This window comes from Micromonospora sp. BS32 (genome assembly GCF_059089345.1).
Map to the genome: position 1 here is coordinate 19,533 of NZ_JBSSHR010000027.1, position 21,757 is coordinate 41,289.

Annotated in this window: 20 protein-coding genes and 4 pseudogenes; 15 read left to right on the plus strand and 9 right to left on the minus strand. The window is 70.8% G+C overall.

Annotated elements, in window-relative coordinates:
- Positions 1-33 precede the first annotated feature (33 nt).
- Positions 34-324, plus strand: coding sequence for a hypothetical protein (locus AC5RWQ_RS27560; protein WP_494285551.1), 291 nt, complete (start codon positions 34-36; stop codon positions 322-324).
- On the opposite strand, the gene AC5RWQ_RS27565 is transcribed toward AC5RWQ_RS27560, so the two are convergent.
- Together AC5RWQ_RS27565 and AC5RWQ_RS27570 are read right to left on the minus strand one after the other, a co-directional pair.
- Complete coding sequence (locus tag AC5RWQ_RS27565; protein WP_494285552.1) at positions 302-607, minus strand: hypothetical protein; 306 nt, start codon at positions 605-607, stop codon at positions 302-304. The two genes, AC5RWQ_RS27560 and AC5RWQ_RS27565, sit on opposite strands and share 23 nt — an antisense overlap.
- Before the next feature lie 624 nt (positions 608-1,231).
- Entirely contained in the window at positions 1,232-1,363 is a 132-nt protein-coding gene (locus tag AC5RWQ_RS27570) for a hypothetical protein (RefSeq protein ID WP_260428364.1), read from the minus strand.
- Positions 1,364-1,841: 478 nt separating this feature from the next.
- Here AC5RWQ_RS27570 and AC5RWQ_RS27575 point away from each other — a divergent pair, with 478 nt between their 5' ends.
- Both AC5RWQ_RS27575 and AC5RWQ_RS27580 read left to right on the plus strand, forming a co-directional pair.
- Positions 1,842-2,003 carry a hypothetical protein gene (locus AC5RWQ_RS27575; protein WP_494285553.1) on the plus strand — a complete coding sequence of 54 codons (162 nt, stop codon included), beginning with the start codon at positions 1,842-1,844 and terminating at the stop codon, positions 2,001-2,003.
- Between the two features lie 394 nt (positions 2,004-2,397).
- Entirely contained in the window at positions 2,398-2,694 is a 297-nt protein-coding gene (locus AC5RWQ_RS27580) for a GYD domain-containing protein (protein ID WP_494285554.1), read from the plus strand.
- A 139-nt stretch (positions 2,695-2,833) separates the two neighbouring features.
- Here the strand turns inward: AC5RWQ_RS27580 and AC5RWQ_RS27585 are convergent, their stop codons facing one another.
- Positions 2,834-2,956 (minus strand): hypothetical protein, encoded by a 123-nt coding sequence (locus tag AC5RWQ_RS27585; protein WP_494285555.1) that lies wholly within the window; start codon positions 2,954-2,956, stop codon positions 2,834-2,836.
- Positions 2,957-3,473: 517 nt separating this feature from the next.
- On the opposite strand from AC5RWQ_RS27585, the gene AC5RWQ_RS27590 reads away from it, so the two are divergent.
- The 4 genes and pseudogenes from AC5RWQ_RS27590 to AC5RWQ_RS27605 all read left to right on the plus strand — a co-directional run.
- Complete coding sequence (locus AC5RWQ_RS27590; protein ID WP_494285556.1) at positions 3,474-4,901, plus strand: cytochrome ubiquinol oxidase subunit I; 1,428 nt, start codon at positions 3,474-3,476, stop codon at positions 4,899-4,901.
- Positions 4,898-5,893 (plus strand): cytochrome d ubiquinol oxidase subunit II, encoded by a 996-nt coding sequence (locus AC5RWQ_RS27595; protein WP_494285557.1) that lies wholly within the window; start codon positions 4,898-4,900, stop codon positions 5,891-5,893. The genes AC5RWQ_RS27590 and AC5RWQ_RS27595 overlap by 4 nt, the downstream gene beginning before the upstream one ends.
- A 798-nt stretch (positions 5,894-6,691) precedes the next feature.
- A pseudogene (locus AC5RWQ_RS27600) lies at positions 6,692-7,027 on the plus strand (beta-galactosidase); the annotation flags it as partial.
- Positions 7,028-7,739: 712 nt separating this feature from the next.
- Positions 7,740-7,855, plus strand: a pseudogene (locus tag AC5RWQ_RS27605) (integrase core domain-containing protein); the annotation flags it as partial.
- Here the strand turns inward: AC5RWQ_RS27605 and AC5RWQ_RS27610 are convergent.
- A complete protein-coding gene (locus AC5RWQ_RS27610; RefSeq protein WP_494285558.1) occupies positions 7,852-8,745 on the minus strand; it encodes a mandelate racemase/muconate lactonizing enzyme family protein in 894 nt (297 codons plus the stop codon). The pseudogene AC5RWQ_RS27605 and the gene AC5RWQ_RS27610 overlap by 4 nt on opposite strands.
- 44 nt (positions 8,746-8,789) lie before the next feature.
- Here AC5RWQ_RS27610 and AC5RWQ_RS27615 point away from each other — a divergent pair.
- A pseudogene (locus AC5RWQ_RS27615) lies at positions 8,790-8,981 on the plus strand (recombinase family protein); the annotation flags it as partial.
- A pseudogene (locus AC5RWQ_RS27620) lies at positions 8,981-9,296 on the plus strand (replication initiator); the annotation flags it as partial. The pseudogenes AC5RWQ_RS27615 and AC5RWQ_RS27620, both read left to right, overlap by 1 nt.
- Before the next feature lie 346 nt (positions 9,297-9,642).
- Here the strand turns inward: AC5RWQ_RS27620 and AC5RWQ_RS27625 are convergent.
- The 3 genes from AC5RWQ_RS27625 to AC5RWQ_RS27635 all read right to left on the minus strand — a co-directional run bounded on the left by AC5RWQ_RS27625 (position 9,643) and on the right by AC5RWQ_RS27635 (position 12,314).
- Positions 9,643-10,590 (minus strand): tyrosine-type recombinase/integrase, encoded by a 948-nt coding sequence (locus AC5RWQ_RS27625; protein ID WP_494285559.1) that lies wholly within the window; start codon positions 10,588-10,590, stop codon positions 9,643-9,645.
- 547 nt (positions 10,591-11,137) lie between these two features.
- Complete coding sequence (locus AC5RWQ_RS27630) at positions 11,138-11,287, minus strand: hypothetical protein (protein WP_494285560.1); 150 nt, start codon at positions 11,285-11,287, stop codon at positions 11,138-11,140.
- Positions 11,288-11,771: 484 nt separating this feature from the next.
- A complete protein-coding gene (locus AC5RWQ_RS27635; RefSeq protein WP_494285561.1) occupies positions 11,772-12,314 on the minus strand; it encodes a DNA cytosine methyltransferase in 543 nt (180 codons plus the stop codon).
- A gap of 394 nt (positions 12,315-12,708) precedes the next feature.
- Here AC5RWQ_RS27635 and AC5RWQ_RS27640 point away from each other — a divergent pair, with 394 nt between their 5' ends.
- Positions 12,709-13,443 carry a hypothetical protein gene (locus tag AC5RWQ_RS27640; RefSeq protein WP_494285562.1) on the plus strand — a complete coding sequence of 245 codons (735 nt, stop codon included), beginning with the start codon at positions 12,709-12,711 and terminating at the stop codon, positions 13,441-13,443.
- Positions 13,444-13,466: 23 nt separating this feature from the next.
- Here the strand turns inward: AC5RWQ_RS27640 and AC5RWQ_RS27645 are convergent, their stop codons facing one another.
- Together AC5RWQ_RS27645 and AC5RWQ_RS27650 are read right to left on the minus strand one after the other, a co-directional pair.
- Positions 13,467-14,393: a TRM11 family SAM-dependent methyltransferase gene (locus tag AC5RWQ_RS27645; RefSeq protein WP_494285591.1), complete on the minus strand. Its 927-nt coding sequence runs from the start codon at positions 14,391-14,393 to the stop codon at positions 13,467-13,469.
- A gap of 91 nt (positions 14,394-14,484) precedes the next feature.
- Positions 14,485-15,354: a hypothetical protein gene (locus AC5RWQ_RS27650; protein WP_494285563.1), complete on the minus strand. Its 870-nt coding sequence runs from the start codon at positions 15,352-15,354 to the stop codon at positions 14,485-14,487.
- Between the two features lie 821 nt (positions 15,355-16,175).
- Here AC5RWQ_RS27650 and AC5RWQ_RS27655 point away from each other — a divergent pair.
- From AC5RWQ_RS27655 to AC5RWQ_RS27675, 5 genes are all read left to right on the plus strand, one after another.
- The gene (locus tag AC5RWQ_RS27655; RefSeq protein ID WP_494285564.1) at positions 16,176-17,048 is read left to right on the plus strand and encodes a hypothetical protein; all 873 of its coding nucleotides are present in this window, start codon (positions 16,176-16,178) and stop codon (positions 17,046-17,048) included.
- A 652-nt stretch (positions 17,049-17,700) separates the two neighbouring features.
- Complete coding sequence (locus AC5RWQ_RS27660; RefSeq protein ID WP_494285565.1) at positions 17,701-18,084, plus strand: pilin; 384 nt, start codon at positions 17,701-17,703, stop codon at positions 18,082-18,084.
- A 2-nt stretch (positions 18,085-18,086) separates the two neighbouring features.
- Positions 18,087-19,004: a TrbL/VirB6 family protein gene (locus AC5RWQ_RS27665; protein WP_494285566.1), complete on the plus strand. Its 918-nt coding sequence runs from the start codon at positions 18,087-18,089 to the stop codon at positions 19,002-19,004.
- Complete coding sequence (locus tag AC5RWQ_RS27670; RefSeq protein WP_494285567.1) at positions 19,001-19,960, plus strand: PrgI family protein; 960 nt, start codon at positions 19,001-19,003, stop codon at positions 19,958-19,960. The genes AC5RWQ_RS27665 and AC5RWQ_RS27670 overlap by 4 nt, the downstream gene beginning before the upstream one ends.
- Positions 19,957-21,753, plus strand: a complete 1,797-nt coding sequence (locus AC5RWQ_RS27675) for a VirB4 family type IV secretion system protein (RefSeq protein WP_494285568.1) — start codon at positions 19,957-19,959, stop codon at positions 21,751-21,753. The genes AC5RWQ_RS27670 and AC5RWQ_RS27675 overlap by 4 nt, the downstream gene beginning before the upstream one ends.
- Positions 21,754-21,757: the final 4 nt, after the last annotated feature.

Consider the following 21,757-nt stretch of genomic DNA (forward strand, 5'->3'; position numbering starts at 1 on the left):
ACCGCTGCGCAGGCCCAAGCCAACCTCCACGCCGTGCTGCACCTCGTGGCGGCCGGTCGATTGCGGTGCAGCGAAACGACCCGCCGCCCGGCCGCTGCGACCGTCGCCGCAATCGCCGAGGTGCTCGATGGCGGCGACTTCTACCCCGGCGAGCCGATCGCGGCGTTCGCGTGGCCGCTACTTCTGCAGGCCGGCGGACTGGCCGAACTCGCCGGCGGCCAACTCCAGCTCACCGACCGCGGACGCGCCGCCCTGGCCAGGCCGGCCGCCGCGACGATCCGGCTGGCATGGTTGCCTCCCCTCAACTCTGGTGGAGTTCGGTGAGCAGTCGTGCCACGATGCTGGCCGGATGGATCATGAGGAGGTCATGGGCGACCATGGCGGCGAGCAGTAACGGCTGGCCAGGGTCGATCCCGCACATCCGGCGGGCGCCGCCGGGTAGGTGCAGCTCGCCCCGTGGACCGACACGATGCGGGCCGGCGGCCGCTGAGGTGAGGAGCAGTCCACCCGCCTGCACGTCGAGGTCGAGGCGGTGACCAGGTCCCCAGCGCAGCGCCCGCAGAAGGTGGCGTTCCGTCAGCCGGCCGGAGGGGTCGGGACGGGCCATGCCGAGCAGCAGGTCGACCGGTGAGACGCCAGCCGGGAGGTGAGGGGCGGGCAGGGCAGGCATCGGCGCGGGGCGGGGGCCGTGGTCGGCCGGGCAGCGCGGTGAGGACGAGCGCGCCGATGAGCCGCTCGCCACCGGATCGGTGAGTTGGTGTCATGGCGGTGACAACCGCCATCGAGCCGCCGGCCGTGCGGGCATGGCCACAGGTTGACGACACTCGCGGTAGTCAGCGGCGCACGATATGCAACGGAGGGAGATCAGCCCGGCGAACGCCAAAGGGATTCGTCTTCGGTGAAACTCCACCATATTGGTGTCCGAGGGGCGACACGAACCATTGCCTCACCGCCGATGACCATCGCCAAGACCTTGAAGCTCACACAAGTCTAGGTGCTCCGGTGACCTCTTCGAGCCCGCCGAAGAGGTCACCGGGCAGGAAGCCCTGGTCAGAGGGTTGCCCGCGGACCCGAGTCTCAGCTGCCGGAATCCCTACCGACTCCGCCACGGCGGATCCCCGAGCCGTACGGCCATACAGCATGGCACTTCAAGCCGCGTTAGCCGTCACCGAAGGTGACGGCTAATAAACCGGGTGCGGTACCGGCGCCGGAGCGTCGACGATCTGGCAGGTCAGGTGACCCCGATGTTCAGGTAAAAGTGGCCCAGCTTGAGCGAAAGAGAGGCGCCTCCGAAGTGGTGAATGAGCAGGGCCAACAGGATGACGATCAAGATGCAGACGACAAGCCAGATCAGGAACCACACGAACCCTGGGATCCCGTAGCGACCGACGCGAGCCATTAGGCTCGCCCCCTCGCGGTTGGCGCTGCAGCAGGCACCGCCACGCATGGACGTGTCGGCTGTCGATAACTGCGCCCGACGCTAGCGGACGTCTCCATACAGCCTCCTTCATTGAGGTGTCCGCGAAATTTCCCTACCGAGGCGCGCGTCAAACTGGGACGGAGGAGCCCTGATCTTGTCCAGCGGGCCAGGCGTGTCAGACCCGGCAGGCATGATCTGTCGGCTCCGCCTGAAAACTGACCCCGGCAGTCCAAACGATCATCGCAATATGCGACGCCAAGCTGGAGCGCTATCGCGCCGCCCTCGACGCCGGGGCAGACCCCCCGGTGGTCACCGCCTGGACCGCCCAGACCCAAGCCGAACGGGCCTGCGCCGAAGCCGACCTACATGCACAAGCAGGCCGCCCCCGCGCAGGCTGACCGGAGCAGAAATCACGACCCTTGTGACGGCACTCGGCGACATCGCCACCGTGCTCCGCGACGCCGACCCCGCCGACAAGGCCGAGGTCTACCGGCAACTCCGACTCCGGCTCGCCTACCATCCTGAAACGCAAACGCAAACGCCGATGACGATCGCCAAGACCTTGGAGCTCACACAAGTCTAGGCGCTCCTGTGACCTCTTCGAGTCCGCCGAAGAGGTCACAGGAAGCCCTGGCCAGAGGGTTGCCGGTGGGATTCGAGTCTCAGCTAGCGGAATCTCTACCAACCCCGCCATGGCGGATCCCAGAGCCGTACGTCGATGCAGTATGGCACCGAGTCTTCCTCACCGCCCAGCACGCCCCCTTACGAAACACGGGTTAGCCGCGTTCGACGAGATCGCTACGCCCTGGCTGTGCCTGCCACCGGCCCGACTCCTACCCAGGGGCGAGCGGCGTCCCGAGCAAAGACCGCCGCCGCACCGCTCGCCTCACTCGTTCTGGTGCGCACTTGATGCAGATTCCGGCCATTGTGCCCAGAATTAACCTTACGATGAGGTCTCTTCGTAGAGGTGGAGGACCATGCCGACCTATATCGCGTTGCTGAACTGGACCGATCAGGGGATCCGAGGCTACAAGGACACCGCGAAGCGCGCCGAGGCGTTCGCCGTAGCGACCCGGAATCTCGGGGCGAATCTCCTGAACATTTACTGGACCGCCGGTCCCTACGACCTCGTGGCCGTTGTCGAGGCGCCCGACGACGAAACCGCCAGTGCGGCGCTCCTGCAGCTCGGCGGGGCGGGCAACGTCCGTACCACGACCCTGCGGGGCTTCGGTCGAGAGGAGATGGAACGCATCATCGCCAAAACCGCTGGCTAATGCCTTGCGCACACTGGCAGGACGGCGGCGCCCGGCGAGCCCGGCCCCGCCATCGCTTCTAGAGCGGAGCTGGCATAACGAGTCAGCAGTCACGGTCGTTGGTGCGGTCGTGCGCTGACGGTCGGTTGAGTCGGCGGCCTCACCTCGGTGGTTGCGTGGCCGCCTCACCGCTCTGCTCGCGCCACTGGCCGCCGTCGGCCCGGACGAGGCGCCGCACCATCTGCCGGGCCTCGTCCTCGGTGTCGAACTTCCACCGGAGCACCTTGCCGAGTCGCCGGCCTTGGCGGCAACGTGCCAGCGGACCTCGCGAGCGAGCCACACGTCACGCCGGGTCAGCAGTCCGCAGTGGAGTCGGGCCGAAGCGTCATGCCCGGCTTTCGTCCGGTCCGTTTCTTCGGCCCGCCCTCCTGAACCGGACGTGCAACTCTCGCTGCATCCCGTCGTGCGCGTGGGTGTCCCCCCGGCGGGTGATTCTGAGCAGCTGCTGACCTTCCTTATCTCGCAGCCGCCGCCCGCATACAGGATCTGCGACCGCCGCAACCTGACCGCCGCGACACTGCCCCGCCGACAGGCCGCACGGCGTGTCATTCAACACCACCAACGTTCATGGTCACCGCACAGAGCCGACCGGACGATGCGCTGGAGCAAGGCCGCCCAGCGCAAGCCACCGGACAAGCAACGCGAACGGGTCCTCGCACCCCAGGCGCCCGTTCCCGACACGCCGACCGATCTCACCCCACCCGTACGTTTCGGACCGCCCTCAACGGGTAGCAGGCACCATGCCTGGCCTGTCACTGGTGACCGTCGGCGTCAGCCTCATGCCCGCCGATCCGGCGCAGCTGCTGCCGGCGCGCGAGCAGATGGCCTTCACGCTCGGCTTCCACATCATCCTGGTGCCATTCGGGGTGGCCTTCACATTCTTGATGCTGATCGCGAACGCCCGCGGCATTCGCCGAAACGACGAGACTGCGCTGCTGCTGGCCCGGCGCTGGTCGCAGGTGGCGGCGGTGCTGTTCGCCGTCGGCGCGGTGTCCGGCACGATGCTGTCGTTCGAGCTCGGGCTGCTCTGGCCGCGACTGATGGGCACCTACGGCGCGGCGTTCGGCATCCCGTTCGCGATCGAGGGTCTGTTCTTCTTTCTGGAGGCGATCTTCGTCGCCATCTACGTCTACGGGTGGCAGCGGATGCGCCCATGGCCGCACTTCTGGACCGGGGTGCCGGTGGTGCTGTCCGGAGTCGGCGGCACGTTGTCGGTGGTCGCGGCGAACGCATGGATGAACCAGCCGGGAGGGTTCACCATGCGGGACGGCAAGATCGCGCAGGTCCGCCCGCTGGAGGTGATCCTCAACGATGCATTCTGGTACGAGGCCATCCACATGCTGCTGGCCGCGTACATAGTCGCCGGGTTCGTCGTCGCCAGCGTTTACGCCGCCGGGATGCTGCGCGGCCGCCGCGACCGGTACCACCGGCTCGGCCTGGCAATACCGCTGACCGTCGCGGCGCTGGCCACCCCGCTGCAGATCTTCGTCGGCGACATCGCCGCGCGCGAGGTCTACCGGAACGAGCCGGCGAAGTTCGCCACGATCGAGGCCTTCCCGACCACGGGCACCCACGTGCCGGAGGTGCTGGGCGGCTACTACGCGAACGGGGAGGTGCACGGCGGCATCAAGATTCCCTCGGGGGCCTCGCTGCTGTCTGGTTACTCACCGTCCACCCGCATCCAGGGCCTGGACGCCATCCCCGCCGAGGTGCGGCCGCCGGACCGCCTGGTCACGATCGTCCACCTGAGCTTCGACGTCATGGTCGGTATCGGCTCCGCGCTGCTGGCCCTCTCCGCCTGGTACGCGCTGGCCTGGTGGCGCCGCCGCGACCTACCGCGCAGTAAATGGTTCCTGCGGGCGACCACGATCAGTGGGGTGCTCGCGGTGGTGGCGCTGGAGGCGGGCTGGGTGGTCACGGAGGTCGGCCGGCAGCCGTGGACGGTCGTCGGTCACCTCCTCACCCGGGACGCCGTCGCCACGTCCGGCAACCTGTGGCTGTTCTTCGCCGCCACCGTCGCGCTGTATGCCGGGGTCGGCGCCACCACCGTGTACGTCCTGCGGCTGCTGCGCCGCCGCTGGCGCGACCAGGGCGGGGCTACCGATACGGAGGTGCCCTACGGGCCGCCCCGGGCCTCGGAGTCCGCCCCTGCGGGAGATCAGGCGTGAGTACCTTCGCCGCCGTCGTGTTGTTCATCGGAGTCACCGCCTACGCCGTGCTCGGCGGCGCGGACTACGGCGCGGGCTTCTGGGACCTCACCGCCGGTGGTGCCCGGGGCGGGCGGGCCCCGCGACACCTGATCGACCACACGCTGGCACCGGTGTGGGAGGCCAACCACGTGTGGCTGATCTTCTGCCTGGTGATGCTTTGGACCGGCTTCCCTTCTGCGTTCGCTGCGATCATGACCACGCTCTACATCCCACTGGGCCTCGCCGCGCTGGGCATCGTGGTCCGCGGCAGCGGGTTCGCCTTCCGGAAGGTCGTGGTGAAGACCGACCATCAGCGGGCGACCGGGGCGGCGTTCGCCACCTCGTCGGTGATCACACCGTTTTTCCTCGGTACGGTCGCCGGCGGAATCGCTTCCGGGCGGGTGCCCGCCGACGGAAACGGCAACCCCGTGACCAGTTGGGTCAACCCGACGTCGCTGCTCGGCGGGGTACTCGCGGTCGGGGTGTGCGCGTTCGTCGCCGCGGTGTTCCTCACCGCCGAGGCCCGTACCTACGCCGACGCCGCCCTGGAACGCTGGTTCCGCCGCCGGGCCCAGGCCAGCACCGTGGCGACCGGCGCCGTGGCACTGGCGGGCATCGCCATCCTGCACGCCGACGCCGGCCGCCTGTTCTCCGGGCTGACCGGCCGCGGCCTGCCGCTGGTGCTGGTCTCCGCGGCATGCGGACTGGCCAGCATCGCACTGCTGCACCGGGCGGCACCCCGGTTGCTGCAGGCGCTCGCCGTCACCGCGGCCGGCACGGTGGTGGCCGGCTGGGGCGTCGCGCAGTACCCGTACCTACTCGGCAACCACCTACGCATCGACGAGGCCGCCGCTCCCGACGCCACCCTGGCGTCGCTCACCCTGGTTGCCGCTGCGGCGCTCCTGCTCGTCGTGCCGGCCATGGTGCTGCTGTTCGTCCTGCACCAGCGCGGTCGTCTGGACACCGCCTGACTCAGTTCAGGCCGACACCGTGCCGGACCGCGGCCGGCCGTGCAGTCCATGCGGCAGCGTCGGTCAACCGCGCGCCCTACGCCCCACCCCCTATGGCGGCATGCCCGTACCGTGCGGAGTGTCGGCGCTCCGGTCCGTGCGCCGCGACCGGCGGGACGGCCGCCGACAGGCGCTATCCGAGCAGGTCTCGGAGTCGACGGGAGTCAGTTGCGCGGACGCGAAGTCACGCCGTCGAGGACGCAGCGTCTCAGCCGACCCGATCCCCAGCTTCGTCGCGATCGATCCGAGCGCCTCCCACTCCATGGCGTAGTCGCCCCGGTACTCCCGCACGATGCCCCGGCGCTGCAACCGTGGTGGGGACAGCAGCGGCGCGAGCTCCTCCTGCTCCCCTCGGACGAGGACTTCGCCGACCCGGTGGCGTTCCCGACGCGCGCCGTTACGAACACGACCACGCCGACGCGGGTGAGCGCTCGCCGCGGTAATCACATGTGATGTGCCGACAGCGAGCAGGCATCGACATCGTCCACGGTGCGGTCAGTACCGCTGCGGCAGCCACCCGGAACCCGCGTCCAGCAAACAGCGGAAATGGTTGCCGGTGTTGTGGGGTGCAGCTGGCGCATCGGCTGATTCAGATCATTGACGAGGTTTGATGGTCTATCGCAGCGCTGATCGAAGGACGTCGGTCCACCCTCTGTACCGACGCCCTGGCCGATTGACGTGGCCGAAACCGACCCCATCTAACCGCTACCAAACCTGGGGCGTGACCCACGGATTCAGCCGCGACCGTTCGCCCAACGCATGGCCGTCCGCCCTGCCTGCCGTGGTGGTCGGCTAGCCGGCTTCCTTGACCTCCCGCACCAGCGCGGACTACGGGTCGTGGTCCGCCCCGGCCCGTTCGTCATGGCCGAGCTGAAGAACGAGGGCATCCCGCACTGGTTGTACGACGAGCACCCGCACCTGCTGCCCACCACCTGGGACGGGGCGCCGATCAGCACCCGCACCATCGACTACCTGGCACCCGAGTTCCTCGCCGAGGCCGACCGCTGGTACGCCCGGGTGATGCCGCTCGTGGCCGACTGGCTCGCGCCGCGCGGCGGACCGGTGGTGGCGGTCCAGCTCGACAACGAGATCGGGATGCTGTCCTGGGTGAACAACTCCCCCGACCTCACCGATGGGCTCTGCGCCGACCTGGCCCGCTGGGCCGTCGAGCGGTACGGCAAGGACACCGCCGCGGCACGGATCGGCGGCGACCCGGCCGATCCCGCGGCATGGTCCACCGCCCTGCGCACCCCGGCCGAGGAGCGGTCGCTGGCGCTGCACGATGACCTGGGCCGCTACATGCGGGACCGCTACCGCCGGTACGTGGCGGCGCTGCGGCGAAGCGCCGAGCGGCACGGGGTGACCGGGGTGCCGTTCCTGGTCAACGTCCACGGCACCGCCGACCGGCGGGGCCGCACCTTCCCGATCGGGACCGGCCAGCTGGTTGAGGCGTACCGGGGGCAGCCGCAGCTTACCTCGGGCTCGGATTACTACCTCGGCGACCTGACCGTCGGCATTCAACTCGGCCCTGGCCTGTGGACCCTATTGAACGCGCCGAACGCGATATGGCGCGACCACTATCGGCGCACGGCCCTGTGGTTGCTCACCCAGCTCACCCCTGTGGGTGGTCGGCGCCGCGGTGGACCCCGTACACCGCTTGTACTGGTGGGCCGCGGCCGCGGCCCTCGACCTGGTCGGCACCTGGCTCGGACACCCGGTGCCCGGGCGCAGACTCCACTCGCAGAGCGTCGGGCTCGCCGAGAGCGGGCACATGCTGGAACGATGCCGACTGTTCCTGATCATTGCCCGAAGGAAGGCCCTGCCCGCCTGGCTGCATCACTACAATCACACCGGCCCCACACCGCCACCGGCGGCAAACCGCCCATCACCAGGTTGACCAACGTCCCTCGGCAGTACACCTAGCTGGCGAGCACGTCGAGGGCGAGTTCCCGCACCACCGACTCGTTCACCTCCACGCCGAGCCCCGGCCCCGTCGGCACCTGCGCGACCCCGTCCTTCACCTCCACGGTCGCGCCGGTGGCGTAGGAGGAGGTGAGGAACTGCCGGCCGTTGAGGTCGACCGACGTGTCGATCCCGTACGCCGCGAACAGGTGCAGCGAGGCGGCCAGCCCCAGGTCGGAGTCGGTGAGCCCGGACCCCATCAGCCGCACCCCGGCGTCCTCGGCCAAGGCGCAGAGCCGCCGGGACAGGGTCAGGCCACCGCTGCGCTGCACCTTGGCGATCGCCACGTCCACCGCGTTCAGCTTCACGAACGTCGCCAGGTCGCTGGGGTGGCGCAGGCTCTCGTCGAGCGCGACCGGGATCGGTGAGGTCTCCCGCAGCCGGCGCTGCCCGGCGACGTCGTTGGCCGGCAGCGGCTGCTCGAACGCGGTGACGTCGAGGTCGGCGAGCCGGCGGGCCATCCGCAGCGCGCCGTCGACGGTGTACGCCTGGTTGGCGTCCACCCACAGCGCGGCGTCGGGTGCGGCCTCGCGGACGGCCCGGACGACGGCGGCGTCCTCGGCCTCGCTGTGCAGGCCGACCTTCACCTTGAACGCCTCGTACCCGAAGCCCCTGCCCTCGGCTACCGCGTCGGCCACCTCCGCGGCCGTCTGCCCGGAGACGATCCAGCCGAGCTGGATGCTCTCCCGGCGGCGCTGCCCCCACAGCACACCGACGGACACGCCCAACGCGCGGCCGAGCAGGTCGTGCAGGGCGACGTCGACGGCGCACTTGGCGAGGGGTGCGCCGATGGTGAAGCCCCGGTTGATCGCGCGGTCGAACGCGGTGGTCACCCCGTCGAGGTTGCTCATCATGGGTCGGTGAGTCGATGGCCGCTGCTCGGCTCGAGGCCAAGCAGGTCGTCGTATATGCCCGCGTCTCGTCCGCCGACCAGAAGCCGGACCTGGACCGGCAGGTCGCCCGGGTAGTCACATGGGCCACCGGGCAGAGCCTCTCCGTCGACCGGGTGGTGACGGAGGTGGGGTCCGCGTTCGGCGGGCACCGCAAGAAGTTCCTCGCGCTGCTGCAGGACCGGGCAGCATCCCGCTCGTTCGGGTCGTCACGGCCTCCGGCAAGGTCCGCTGGGTGCCGCCCGTGCGGGTGTCCCATGGCAAGGTCGCCGAGATGCAACGGCGCGCAGCGGTGCACTTCCACGTCCTGCTGCGCCTCGACGGCGTCGACCCCGACGACCCAAACACCCTCGTGCCGCCACCGGCCGGGCATCACCGTCGACGACCTGGAGGAAGCGGTCGACGTCGCCGCCTCCCGGATCACCGTCACCACACCCACGCATCCTGACCGGCCGCAGGGCTGGCTGGTCGCCTGGGGCAAGCAATTCGACGTCCGCCGGATCAACACGGGACTGCCCCCGGTTCGATTGACTCCTGACCCGATAGCGTTCCCGCCGGAGTTCCGCCGTCACGTGGTCGCGGTCGTCCATAGGAGTGAGGCGCCGATCGCGAACGACTTCGGGATGTCAGGGTCGGCGCCTGCACCGCTGTTTGGAGATCGTCGAGGTCGAGGACGATGTCGTCCCGGCGCGACCAGCAGTGCATTCTCCGAGCTGACGGAGTTGTGGCGGCGGAGCAAGCTCTCGACCAGGAGGACGAAACCCTACGCCGGGCAGTGGCGTTCCTCGCCAAGGAGATCACCCAGAACGATGTGACAGGGAGTCAGGCCCTATCCGTGCACCTCTCCGGGGTTCGCCGTCAGGCGACGGGACGTAGCCGGCGTACGGCCGTGTCGCGGCGGTGGGGTCGGGTGGTTTCCCAGCGGCGTTGTAGCGCATCGGTGAGATCGCTGATCATCGGTTCGGTGACGTGGCTGTAGATGCTCCTCACGCCGGCGAGGCGGTGTCCGAGGCGGCGAGCTTGGGCGATCTCGGGGATGCCGTCTTCGATGAGCCAGGTCTTGTGAGTGTGGCGCAGGTCGTGGAAGTGCATGCCGGGCAGGATCGGTGGGATGCCGCGCTGTGGGTTACCGGCGACGGCGGGGGTCCAGGCGCGGCGGTTGAAGTTGGAGCGGCGTTGCTGGTAGCCGCGGGCGCCGGGAAAGACGGTGTGGTGGGGTGTTCGGCGAGGTGGGTGGCGAGGAAATTTGGTCAGGATAGCGGGGTAGACGGATGTGGCGGACGGAGTCGCTGGTTTTGGGGGGCCGAGGTACAGGTTGCGCTCGACTTCGTGCAGGGCGCCGATGTCGGGGTGGACGTAGATGCTGCCGGTGGTGAGGTCGAGGTTGTCGCGGTGCAGGCCGGCGAGTTCTCCCCATCGCATGCCGGTGTAGGCGGCGGTGAGGATCATCAGCCCGTCGGACGGTCGGGCTTGGCGGGCGACGATGGCGGCGACCTGTTCGCCGGTGGCGTGGGGTCGCTCGGCGCGGATGCCTTTGGGGATGCGGATCCCTCGGCAGGGGTTGAAGGGGATCCGGCGGTCTTCGACGGCTTCTTGCAGGATCATCGACAGCACCATGATCACGTCGGCGACGGATCGGGGTGAGAGGCGTTTGCCGAGGGTGACGGCGAGGGTCTTGACGTGTTGGCGGCGGATGTCGACCAGCGGCAGCGGGCCGAGGGTGGGCAGGATGTGCAGGCGAAGGTGGCTGCGGTAGGCGGCCCAGCTGGCGGGAGATGCCTGATGGGTCGACTCCCAGATCGGCACCCAGTCGGTGAGGGGTATGCGTCCGCCGCGGGGGTCGATGAAGGTGTCTCGGGCGACTTCGACGTCGATTTCTTTGGCGCGGATGACGGCGTCGGCGTAGTTCGTGGGTGGAGTCGGTGGTGACGGTGCCGTCGGGCATGCGGAGGCGGACGCGGAAATTCAGGCCGCGTTTTTCGACCCAGGCCATGGGCTACTCCGATCGGTGGTCGTTCGATGCGTTGCTGATGGACGCGTGACTTTCGGCGTGGGGGCAAGTCGGTGCTGGTGGGTGGCCGTCGGCGGCGCCGGGTGGGGCGGCGTCCGGTGGCGGGTTCTGCGGCGGCGGCGATGATGGCGGCGAGGTCGGTGGCGTGTTTCCTGCTCGTCGCTGTGACCGGCACGCTGGGTCGGCGGGGGCGAGGGTGGCGAAAGTCGCCGTCGGGGTCGGGGCGGATCGGCGTGCATGGACAGCTCCTGTGGGCATGGGTGACCGGGCCGCGGCGCGGGCGGCCCTTCGCGGGCGGCCGTCTGGGTCCGCCCGCGAAGAGACCGCTCCGGGTGGTGGGAGTCAGCGGTGGCGGCGCAGCAGGAGGCGCAGGGCGGTCGCTGCTTGCGTGGGGACGACGCCGTTGCCGAGGACGCGCAGGGCGCCGGTGCGGGGTAGGTCGAGCGTGGGGTCGGTTACCCAGCGGGCGGGCAGGCCCATGAGCCATTCCACGAACGGTGGCGCGAGGACGGGCTTGCCGTGCTGACCGGATTGGGTGGGTGTGGGGACGGGTCGGCCGATCAGGAGTTCCCAGTGGGCGATGGCCGCGGCGTAGATGCCCCAGGTGGCGTCGTCGGGTGTGCCGGGGGTGAGGTGGGCGACGGTGGTGCGTAGGTCGGCGCCGCCGGCGCCGTGGTGGCCGGGGCCTGATGCGTCGGAGGCCCGGTGCGAGGGCAGGCGTGGTGGGATGCGGACGGCTGCGGAGGGCAGGGTGAGGTCTCCGTAGGAGCCGCGTTGTCCGGGGCAGCCTTTCTGTCCGTCGGTGGCGCGGGGCGTGGGCAGGAGTACCTGTGACAGGGGCGGCCGGAAGCCGGCGCCGGCGCGGCGGCCCGGGGTGCCGGTGTCGCTGGCGCGTGGGGTCGGCAGCAGGTCGTGGCGGGTGCCGTGCGGCTCGATGACGTCCGGCAGCCCGTGCTGATGGCCGGGTCCCTTCCCGTCACGAGCACAGGGGGTGGGAAGCGTCCGGAGCCTCTCCCCCGCGTGTGGTGGCGAGGAGGAACAGCCGGTCGCGTCGGTGGGGTGCGCCGATGTCGGATGCGCGTAGGCATAGCCAGCTCGTGTCGTACCCGAGCGTGGCCAGGTTGGCGTGGACGACGTCGAGTCCGCGTCGGCGCAGCGCGGCCACGTTTTCCACGAACACGAGCGGTGGTCGAAGAAGGCGAAGGGTTGTGGTGATGTGGTGCCAGAGGCTGGAGTGGGGGCCGGTGATGCCGGCGCGTTTGCCGGCGTTGGAGATGTCCTGGCAGGGGAACCCTGCGGTGAGGACGTCGACGGCGGGGACGCGGGTCCAGTCGATGGTGCGGATGTCGCCGAGGTTGGGCACGTGCGGCCAGTGGTGGGCGAGCACGGTGCGGGCGTGTCGGTCGGTTTCGGCGTACCAGGTGAGCCGGCCGCCGAGCACCAGCTCGACGGCCAGGTCGAGGCCGCCGTATCCGGTGCACAGTGATCCGATGCGCGGTGCGGGTCGGTGGTCAATCACGCACCTCCCGCCCCGGCGCGGCCCCGCCGTCCTGCACTGCCTCTGGCGAGGGGAAGGGGTGGTGGCAGGTCCACGGCCCGCAGGCCGGCACGTCCACGTGCGCGTCGGCCCGGGGTCGGCGGTTGACCTGGTCGAGGGGATCCGAGCGGCGGTGCAGGAAGGACTGCCCGTCGCAGCGGCTGTCCGGCGGCGTTGGCGTGCGCCGGCCCGTGGCGGATCGCCGCGTCGAACGCCACCGCGTCCGCTCACGCGGCGGGATCGGTCGGGGGAAGCCGTGCCCACCCGGTGGCGGTGCGATACGCCGTGCTATTGCGAATATCCGGTCACGATCCCGTGCAAGAGCCTGGTGTCGACCACCGGAGATCGCGGTCCGGCCGCCGCTATGGTGTCCCTCGTGAACGGCGGATTCGATCTCCACGACGAATGCGCCATAGGCGTTCGCGACGCCGCTGGCGCCTGGGAATTCATCCGGCTCTTCGCCGCTCGCTGTGCCAGTCCGATCCTGGCGGGCGACGGCCACGACGACAACGAGTTGCGGGCGGCGGAAACCCGGCTGGGTTTCCCACTGCCGGCATCCCTGCGTGAGGCGTATGCGCTGATCGGCAAGCGCAATGACCTGACCCGTAGTCAAGATCGCCTGCTTGCTCCGCATCAGGTCCGCGTCGACGATACGGGGCAGGTGCTGGTCTTCCGTGTGGAGAACCAGAACGTTGCGCAGTGGGGCATTGCGCTGTCGGCGGTGACCGAGCCCGACCCGCCGGTGGTCTTCCGGCTTGATTCGGTCAGGCAGGCCGAGCGCGCCTGGCAGCCCTTCCTCGATCGAGTCTCGTTGGCATGGGTGGAGATGGTGCTGTCGGAATGGATGTTCTCGGATGAGATGTTCGCCGACAACCGTGAACTGGACGATGAGGCCATCGCGTTGCTGGAGAAGCGGTTCCGGCGACTGCCGATGGCTGATTACCCGTTCTGGGCGGGGCCCGGCGGCAGGCCGGTGAGGTGGTTCGATGGGCTGGGAGCGGTCCTGCGTGAGGACGCCGGGACGTGGTTGTGGGTGCGCGCGGCGACAGCGGACGGGATCGCCGCGGTGCGGCGGGCGTTGCCGGGTGAGTGGTTGATGGACGAGGGGTAGCGGCCGGGGGCGGCGGGCGGTGGTCATCGAGGCGGACCACCTTCGCCGGGGCCGTCGGTGGTGTCCGCGAGGTTTCGTGGAGTCGGGTGGGCTTGCGGCCGGCGGAAGATCAGCACGTCCTCGTGCGCGATCAGGTGCAGCGGGCTGCCAGCGACGCGGGCCTTCCGAACGGATTGGAGTTGGAAGAACGACGGGCGGGCGACGAGGTGGCCGCCGCGGACCGCCGCGAGGAGGGCGACGCACCGCTCGGTCGGGGCGAGGCCGGCGCGGACACCGGCGGCGATGACCGCCGAGGGCAGGTCTACCAGCTGGCCGTTCTTGCGCCACGGTCGGGCGGTGACCACGACGACGCCGCCGGGACGCAGCAAAGTGTGGCAGCCAGCCAGGATCTGGGCGAACCCGTCGGCGAGACCGGTGAGATCGCGGTAGGCGAGGTTGCCCCGGTCGGTGCCGTCGTTGTAGGCGTTGTCGAACTTCGCCACCCCGTCCGCGCCGGGGCGGACGAGGCCGTGAACGGTGGGCCCGTACGGCGGGGAGGTCACCACGAGAGCGACCTGACCGGCCAGAGCGGCGGGGACGAGGGACAGGATGCGGGTGGCGTCACCGCGCATGACCGCTGCCCTGCCGGCGGCTCCCTGCTGGTGGGCGTGTGCGATGTTGGCATCCGCGATGTCCGACCAGCGCGACTCGTATTCCACGCCGATGGCGTCCCGCCCGGCGTGCACGGCTTCGACGAGGGTGGTGCCGATGCCGCACATCGGGTCGAGGACCAGGTCCCCGGGCTGGGTGTAGGCGGCGATTGCGTGGGCGGCGATCGCGGGCAGCATTCGGGCGGGGTGCTTGACCGAGTCGGGCACGTAGCGGCCTCGGCGTTGCACCGGCCCGGTGCGTTGGGCGGTCGCCCACACCGACAGTCCTTCCGGCTCAGGCACCTGGTGGTGCTGTCCCACGTCCCGGGCGCTCGGGCCCTGCGTGGGGCGTCGCGCTTCGTCGGTGACCTGCGGCGGGGCCGGCTGGTCCGGTTCGTGGGCGGAGGCGTGCTCAGTCACGGCGGTCACCTGCCTCGCGGCGCCGCCGCTGCGGCGTGGCGGCCGGTGAGGGGCTGAAGACGAGCAGGTCGGCGTGGACGCGGTGGTGGGTGAGCGTCCACTGATGCCCGGCGAGGGCGAGGAGTTCTTCGTCGGTGACGTGGTAGACGAAGGCGTCGGCGTCGGTGTCGGCGGTGACCGCCACGATGTGCTGCAGGTAGCCCAGGCCGACGGTCGCCGCCGCGGTGGCGAGAGGGCTGAAGTCCTCGGGGGCGGTGATGGTGCCGGCGGGGACCGAGACGATGAGCACGAGGCAGCCGCGCGGGCGCAGCAGCCGGGCGCAGGCGGTCAACAGGCATGCCAGGCGTACCCGGTTGGTGGCCTCGTCGGCGTCGAGGGGCCAGGAGGCGACGACGAGGCCGGTCGCCTGGTGATGGTCGGTGGGGGTGTCGTCGGTGGGCGGGTCGGTGAGGTCGTCACCGAACCAGGCGCTCATGTCCGGCACGTCGGCGTCGCCGTCGTTGTGCGCGTTGTCGGACGGGTTCGCATCGGCCAGTCCGGTGGCGGGGCCGATAAGGAGGCTGGGGGCGTCGGTGAACCAGGCGGGGTGGTGCCGCCGCCGGCCGGCCGCGCAGGCCGAGGCGAGGGAGTGGTCGTCGGTGCAGTCGACCACCGTGTCGCCGGGGCGGCTGTAGGCAGCCACGAGGCGGTAGGCCAGGCGGACGCCGATGGTGCGGCCGGCGTCGGCGGCCGTGCGGGCGGTGCGCCACACGGTGATCGGGACCGGCGGGTCACCGGCCACGAGATCGGTCCCAGTCGGGTCGATACCGGACGGGTCGGCGGGGCGGACGGGGTGGTGGTGCTGCGGCGTGTGCTCGCTCATGTGGTGTCGGCTCCGCGCCGCGCCGTGATGCGCTGACACCCTCAAACCGGGCCCTGTCAGCTCTGGCGAACGCCCTCGGATCTGACAGGCCTCTGACAAGGCCTCCCACCGCCCACAGCCGGGAATTGAGCGCCGGCTGGCCGGGGGACGGCGTCCGGCGACAGCGGTCTGCCGGACCTCCTCGAGGCGGTTCCAGCCGGCGCTGTCAGACACCGAGCGTCATGGACATGACCCAGATGGCAGTGATCTCGTCGATGGCGTTGCGTGGTGGCCTGCGCCGTCAGAGGCCGGCAGACAACCGGCGGTGACAGGACAGCGGGCCTGCCCTGTCGCCGTCGTCCGACACCGGGCGGCTGTCTGACAGGCGTCGTGTCAGGTCAGTGGTCGCGCTGTCAGATGTCACCGGCGTACGGCGGTGTCGTTGTCAGGCAGCCGTCGCTCTGACAATCGCGCCGCTGTCAGAGCGGCGGGGTCTGACAGCGGCGCGTTGTCAGGCCCGGTCGGCCTCGTCGGCGGGCTGTCGGTTCGTGGAGTCCGATCGGGTCACCGTGGCGCTGACACGCGCGGCCGCGCCGTACTGGCATGTCAATGCGCAGGTCAGGATCGTTTCGTCAGAGCTGTGCATGCTGTGCGGCGGCGCCGAAAGCGGCGTGTCAGGCCTGCGGGGTGCCAGGGACCGGAGGCCGAGAACGTCGGTGCAGCGGGCCGGGAGCTGCGCTGTTAGAGGTCTGTGAGGTTCCAGTGGCGCAATCGGTGTCACCGCATCCCTGTGACCTGACCGACGTGTCATGGACGGTCTTCTCTGACTTGGAGTGGTTGACATGGCTGTGTCCGACCAGGATTGGCCCGACTCGCCGTTGGACGCGGTCGACGCCGCGTTCGCGGCGCTGACCTGCGAACCCGACCCGATGACACTCGATCTTGACCCGTTGCGTGACGGCACCGACCTTCCCGCCGGTGTCATGCCGCTACCGGCGCTGCGCGACTGGCTCCTCGCGCATCCGCGCGCCTACACCGAGCGTGACGTGGTGTGGCGAGACCTCATTCTCCGCGCGCGGCTTGAGGGGCCGTCGTGGGTGGTCGCGGCGGTCGCTATGGCGATGCCGGCGTTGCGCCGCCACGCCGGTCGCCTGCATGTCGGGTGGGCCGGTGACGCGAGCGACATCGACGCGGAGATCCTGGCGGGCTTCCTGGCCGCGCTGCGTGATCGGGTGGACCTGTCCAAGCCGGCCCCGTACGCGTCGCTGTGTATGGCCGCCTGGCGCGCCGGGTACGAGCTGCGCCAGCGCGTCGGCGAGGCGGTGCCCGTCGATGATGTCGAGCACCTCGCCGGGCCCCGCACCCCCACCGTGCCCTACGGCCATCCGGATCTGCTGGTGCGGCGAGCCGTCGGGTTGGGCATCCTCGACGCCAGCGATGAGCAGCCCTACATCGACCTGCGGCTGGGTCAGCGGGCGATCGAGCCGATCGCCGCGGCCATGGGCATCACCGTTGACGCGTTGCGCATGCGCGTCAACCGGATCGATGTGCGCATCGCTCGTGCTCTGGCCGGCGGGCTGCTGACCGGCGTCGCGTCCCCGCAGGCCGCCGCTCATCTCGCGGCTGGCGCCAGGCACCGGGCGAGCACCCGCGCCGGACGCGCCGCCGTAGACGCCCGGCGGGGTGGCACCACGGCGTCGGGGGTCGCTGCCTGAGACTGACGGTGCGCGCGGTGGGCCCGACCGCCACGGTCGGGCCCACAGCAGTTCCCGGCCTCGGTAGGGCGGTAGGTGCCGGGCACCGACGAGGCGGGCTTCCGGTGATTCGTCGTCGTCTGCGTGCAGCAGGAGGCGGTGTGGTGTGCGACGGATGCTGTCGATATGCGGGTCTTGGGCGTCTGACAGGTGCTCCGTCACGTGGTGAGTTGTCCGCTGTGAGTTCGCACGGGTTGGGGCCGCCAGGGATGGCGGGGCGGTGACAGGGCGAGATAGCCGCTGAGCTGCGCTGTCAGAGGTGCCCTGGCCCTGTCAGAGGGGTGTTGGACGGCAGGGGTGTTCGCCAGAGCTGACGGGGGCCGGTTTGAGGGTGCGGAAGATTTCCCCTGGCGGTCATGACGCCGGGGCGGGGTCTTCCGCCCGCCGCCGGGCCTGACGAGGTTGGGCCGACGCGAGCCGGGCGCCTCGGGTGCCGCGCTGAGTTGATGCGCTGACACCTCATCGATACCGCCGAACCCGAACGGGAGGACGCGCTCCTCCCGAGGACCTGCCGCGGCTCGACGACGCCCTGCCTCCCGCGCCCGGCGGCGGCCCCCTGACCGCCGTTTCGACGCCCCGCCCGCGTGCTGGCTGGGGCCGGAGGTGAACATTCATGTCCCGCAATCCCACGACACGTCCTCGTGCCCTCCCCCTGTCCCGGGCCGCCCGTCGGGTCGGCCGCGTCGTCTGCCTGACGGCGCCGGCCGCCGTGCTCTGGTCGGTACCGGCCGCCGCCTACGCAGGTGGGCCGGTGTTCGTGGCGGTGAACTCGCTGCCGGTCGTGATCGGCAACCTGCAGGCGTGGCTGATGGGCATCCTCGCCTCGCTGGCCACGTTGTTCCTCGTCTTGGCCGGGGTCTACTGGGCCACCGCGGGTGGTGACCCGGCGCAGGTCGACAAGGCCAAGGGGGCGCTGAAGAACGCCCTGGTCGGCTACGGCCTGGCCGTCCTCGCGCCGATCCTGCTGCAGGTCGTCCAGGGAATCGTCGGAGGCTGACCATGGGTTGGCTGCTCGACCAGATCCTGGACTGGCTGGCGACGGCGATCCTCGCGACCCTGGACGCGCTGTTCGGGGTGATCAGCAGCGCACTGTTGATCACCCCGAAGGTCACCGACCTGCCGCAGGTGCAGGCCCTGACCGGCCGTTCGGTGCTCGTCGTGGACACCGTCTTCGTCCTGGCGTTCGTCGCCGCCGGCGCACTCACCATGACCGCCGGCGGCAGCGAGGGCTCCCGCTACACGGTCAAGGACCTCATTCCGAGGCTGATCGTGGGGTTCGTCGCCGCGCACTTCTCGCAGGTGTGGTGCGGCATGCTCATCGACCTCGCCAACGCGCTGACCGCCGCGCTGAGCACCCCGACAGGTGACAGCGACGGCGCGCTGCGGGCTGTCAGGACACACATCACCGCCGGGCAGGACCACACCGCGGCGCTGCTGTTCGTGGTGTGCGTCGCGATCATCGCGTTTCTGCTCGCGGCGACCGCGTTCAGCGTGATCGTCAGGTTCGCCGTCGCCATCGTCCTGACCGCCGCCGCGCCCCTCGCTCTGGCGTGTCACGCGCTGCCGCAGACCGACCCGGTGGCCCGGCTGTGGTGGAGGTCCTATGCCGGTGTGCTCGGGGTGCCGCTGGCGCAGGGGTTCACCCTCGCCGGCGGAGAGTGGATGCTCACCGACCCTGACCACCTGCTGCCCGTGCTTGGCCTGCCGGTGGAACCGGGCGGGGTGATCAACCTGTTCGTGGTGATGGTCATGCTGTGGACCACGCTGCGGGTGCCCGCGCTGATGCGCCGTATCGTCTCCGCCCCCGGTAGCGGCGGGGGGAACATGCTCGGCGCGGCGGTGCGGGTGATGGTCGTGCAGCAGGTCACCCGGTCTGTTCCCGGCCTGGGCCGGGGCTTGCGGGCGGTGGGCCGATGAGCCGCCACGACACGCAGGGGCGCACGCGGATGCCCGCCGACGTCGACGCCCCCGACAAGGTCCTGTACGGGCTGACGTTTCGTCAGCTGGCCATCCTCGCCGTCGCCGCCCTCACCTTCTACGGTGCCTGGCGGGCACTGCACCACGTCGTGCCGGTATCTGTGCTGGTCGGCGCGGCCGTGGTCGCCGGTGGTCTTGTCTTCGGCGTCGCGGTCGGCCGCCGCGACGGCCTGCCCCTGGACCTGTGGCTACTCGCCGCCGTCCGACACACGCGGGCACCGCGGGCACTGTCGACCACCGACACGACGTCGCGCACCCCGGACTGGGTGCAGGCGCCGAAGAGCAGGGTGCTGCTGCCCGCGCCGTTGACCTTGCCCGCCGACGCGATCGACGACAGCGGCGAGATACGGCTCGGCGGGGTGAGGGCGGCGATGGTGGCCGCGACCACCGTCAACCTGGCTCTGCGGACCCCGGACGAGCAGGCCGCGCTGGTCGACACCTTCGGCCGGTGGCTCAACAGCCTGTCGACCCCGACGCAGATCGTCGTGTCCGCGCAGCCGGTCGACCTGCACTCGGCCGCCCGCACGCTGGCGCAGGCGGCGGGTAGCCTCGCGCACCCGGCCCTCGCGGACGCGGCAGCCGACCACGCGCGGTTCCTCGACGACCTCGCCGAGCGCAGGGATCCGCTGCGCCGGCAGGTCCTCATCGTCACGCAGTCCAGCCCCGGCGAGCGGGGCGCGTACGCCGCGCGGCGCCGCGCCGACGACACCGTGCGCGCCCTGTCCGGCCTCGGCGTGGCCACCCGCGCCCTGGACGGCCCGGCGGTCACCGCCGCGATCGCCGCCGCGGCCGACCCTTACCGGCCTCCACGCCCGGGTGGCCTCGCCGCCCCCGACACCGTCATCAGCTCACCGCGCCCCACTGTGGGCAGACCGCTCAGGAGGCGACGGACATGAAGATTGCCAACCGCTCCCCCGCCGACCGCGGCCGCGAGTCTCATAGGTTGGCGGCGACGGTCGCTCCCGCCGCGGTGGAGGTCACCCCGCGGATGCTGCGCGTCGGTGACGGCTACGCCGCCACCTTGGTGGTGACCGGCTACCCGGCCGAGGTCGGTCCGGCCTGGCTCGAACCGCTGCTGTCCTGGCCGGGCCGCCTCGACCTGGCCCTGCACATCGACCCCCTCCCGGCCCCGGTCGCGGCGTCGCGGCTGCGCACCCAGCAAGCCCGGTTCGAATCGTCGCGGCGCGCCGACGCCGGGCGGGGCAAGCTGTCCGACCCGTACGTGGAGGCGGCGGCCGACGACGCCGCCGACCTCGCCCAGCGTCTCGCCCGCGGCGCGGCGAAGCTGTTCCGCGTCGGGCTGTATCTCACGGTGCACGCCCGCACCGAAGAGGAGCTGCTCGAGGCGTGCGCGCAGGTCAAGACCGCCGCGGCGTCCACGCTGATCGAGGTGCAGCCGGCCACCTGGCGGCACCTGGCCGGATGGACCACCACCCTGCCCCTGGCCACGGACTCCCTCCAGGTGCGCCGCACCATGGACACCCAAGCCCTGGCCGCGGCGTTTCCCCTCGCTTCTGCCGACCTGCCCGCGCCGCTGCCCGGTGACCCGCCCGCCGAGGGCGGGGTGCTCTACGGCGTCAACCCGGACTCCGGGGGGATCGTGTGGTGGGACCGGTGGGCCCAGGAGAACCACAACGCGGTGGTCCTGGCCCGCTCCGGGGCAGGCAAGAGCTACTTCGTCAAGCTGGAGATCCTGCGCAACCTCTACCAGCGGGTGCAGGTCGCGGTGATCGACCCCGAGGACGAGTACCTGCGCCTGGCCGACGCGGTCGGTGGGAGCATCGTGCGCCTCGGCCTGGCCGGGGTGAAGATCAACCCGTTCGACCTGCCGGCAGGCGACACCCGCCCGGACGTCCTGACCCGCCGCGGCCTGTTCCTGCACACGCTGATCAGCGTGCTGCTCGGCGAGCAGCCCCCACCGGGGGAACGCGCCGCACTGGACCGGGCGATCCTGGCCGTCTATCGGCGGGCCGGCATCACCGCCGACCCCGCCACCCACCACCGCCCTGCCCCACTGCTGCGCGACCTCGTCGCCGTCCTGCACGCCGACGACGACCCTGCGGCGCGGCAGCTCGCCGCCCGGCTCACCCCGTGGGTGCAGGGCTCGTTCTCCGATCTGTTCGACGGGCCCACCACCACCCGCCCGCAAGGGCACCTGGTGGTGTGGAGCTTGCGGCACCTCGCCGACGAGCTGCGCGCCGTCGGCACGCTCCTCGCCCTCGATGCGATCTGGCGGGCGGTGGATGTGCCGGGCGCGGCCGGGCTGGCTACCCGCCGGCTCGTCGTGGTCGACGAGGCGTGGCTGCTGATGCGCGACGGTGAAGGCAGCAGGTTCCTGTTCCGCATGTCCAAGGCCGCCCGCAAACGCAACGCCGGGCTGACCGTCGTCACCCAGGACGTCGCCGACGTCCTGGGCACCGACCTCGGTCAGGCCGTGGTCGCCAACGCCGCCACCCAGGTGCTGCTCAAGCAGGCACCGCAGGCCATCGACGCCATCGGTGAGGCGTTCGGCCTGACCGCCGGAGAACGGCGACTGCTGCTCACCGCCCGCGTCGGGCACGGCTTGCTGATCTCCGGAACGAATCGCACCCACTTCGAGGCCATCTCCTCCCGCCGGGAGCACCAGCTGTGCACGACCCGGCCGGCGGACCTGGCTCACCTCGACAACGGGGAGAACGACGACCTGTGAGACC

What these genes read in the sequence shown, in the direction of transcription:
- AC5RWQ_RS27565 (WP_494285552.1), bottom strand. Translation starts at nt 607, where the DNA reads ATGGCCCGTCCCGACCCCTCCGGCCGGCTGACGGAACGCCACCTTCTG.
- AC5RWQ_RS27665 (WP_494285566.1), top strand. Translation starts at nt 18,087, where the DNA reads ATGGGTTGGCTGCTCGACCAGATCCTGGACTGGCTGGCGACGGCGATC.
- AC5RWQ_RS27675 (WP_494285568.1), top strand. Translation starts at nt 19,957, where the DNA reads ATGAAGATTGCCAACCGCTCCCCCGCCGACCGCGGCCGCGAGTCTCAT.
- AC5RWQ_RS27655 (WP_494285564.1), top strand. Translation starts at nt 16,176, where the DNA reads ATGGCTGTGTCCGACCAGGATTGGCCCGACTCGCCGTTGGACGCGGTC.
- AC5RWQ_RS27650 (WP_494285563.1), bottom strand. Translation starts at nt 15,354, where the DNA reads ATGAGCGAGCACACGCCGCAGCACCACCACCCCGTCCGCCCCGCCGAC.
- AC5RWQ_RS27670 (WP_494285567.1), top strand. Translation starts at nt 19,001, where the DNA reads ATGAGCCGCCACGACACGCAGGGGCGCACGCGGATGCCCGCCGACGTC.
- AC5RWQ_RS27590 (WP_494285556.1), top strand. Translation starts at nt 3,474, where the DNA reads ATGCCTGGCCTGTCACTGGTGACCGTCGGCGTCAGCCTCATGCCCGCC.
- AC5RWQ_RS27580 (WP_494285554.1), top strand. Translation starts at nt 2,398, where the DNA reads ATGCCGACCTATATCGCGTTGCTGAACTGGACCGATCAGGGGATCCGA.
- AC5RWQ_RS27660 (WP_494285565.1), top strand. Translation starts at nt 17,701, where the DNA reads ATGTCCCGCAATCCCACGACACGTCCTCGTGCCCTCCCCCTGTCCCGG.
- AC5RWQ_RS27610 (WP_494285558.1), bottom strand. Translation starts at nt 8,745, where the DNA reads ATGAGCAACCTCGACGGGGTGACCACCGCGTTCGACCGCGCGATCAAC.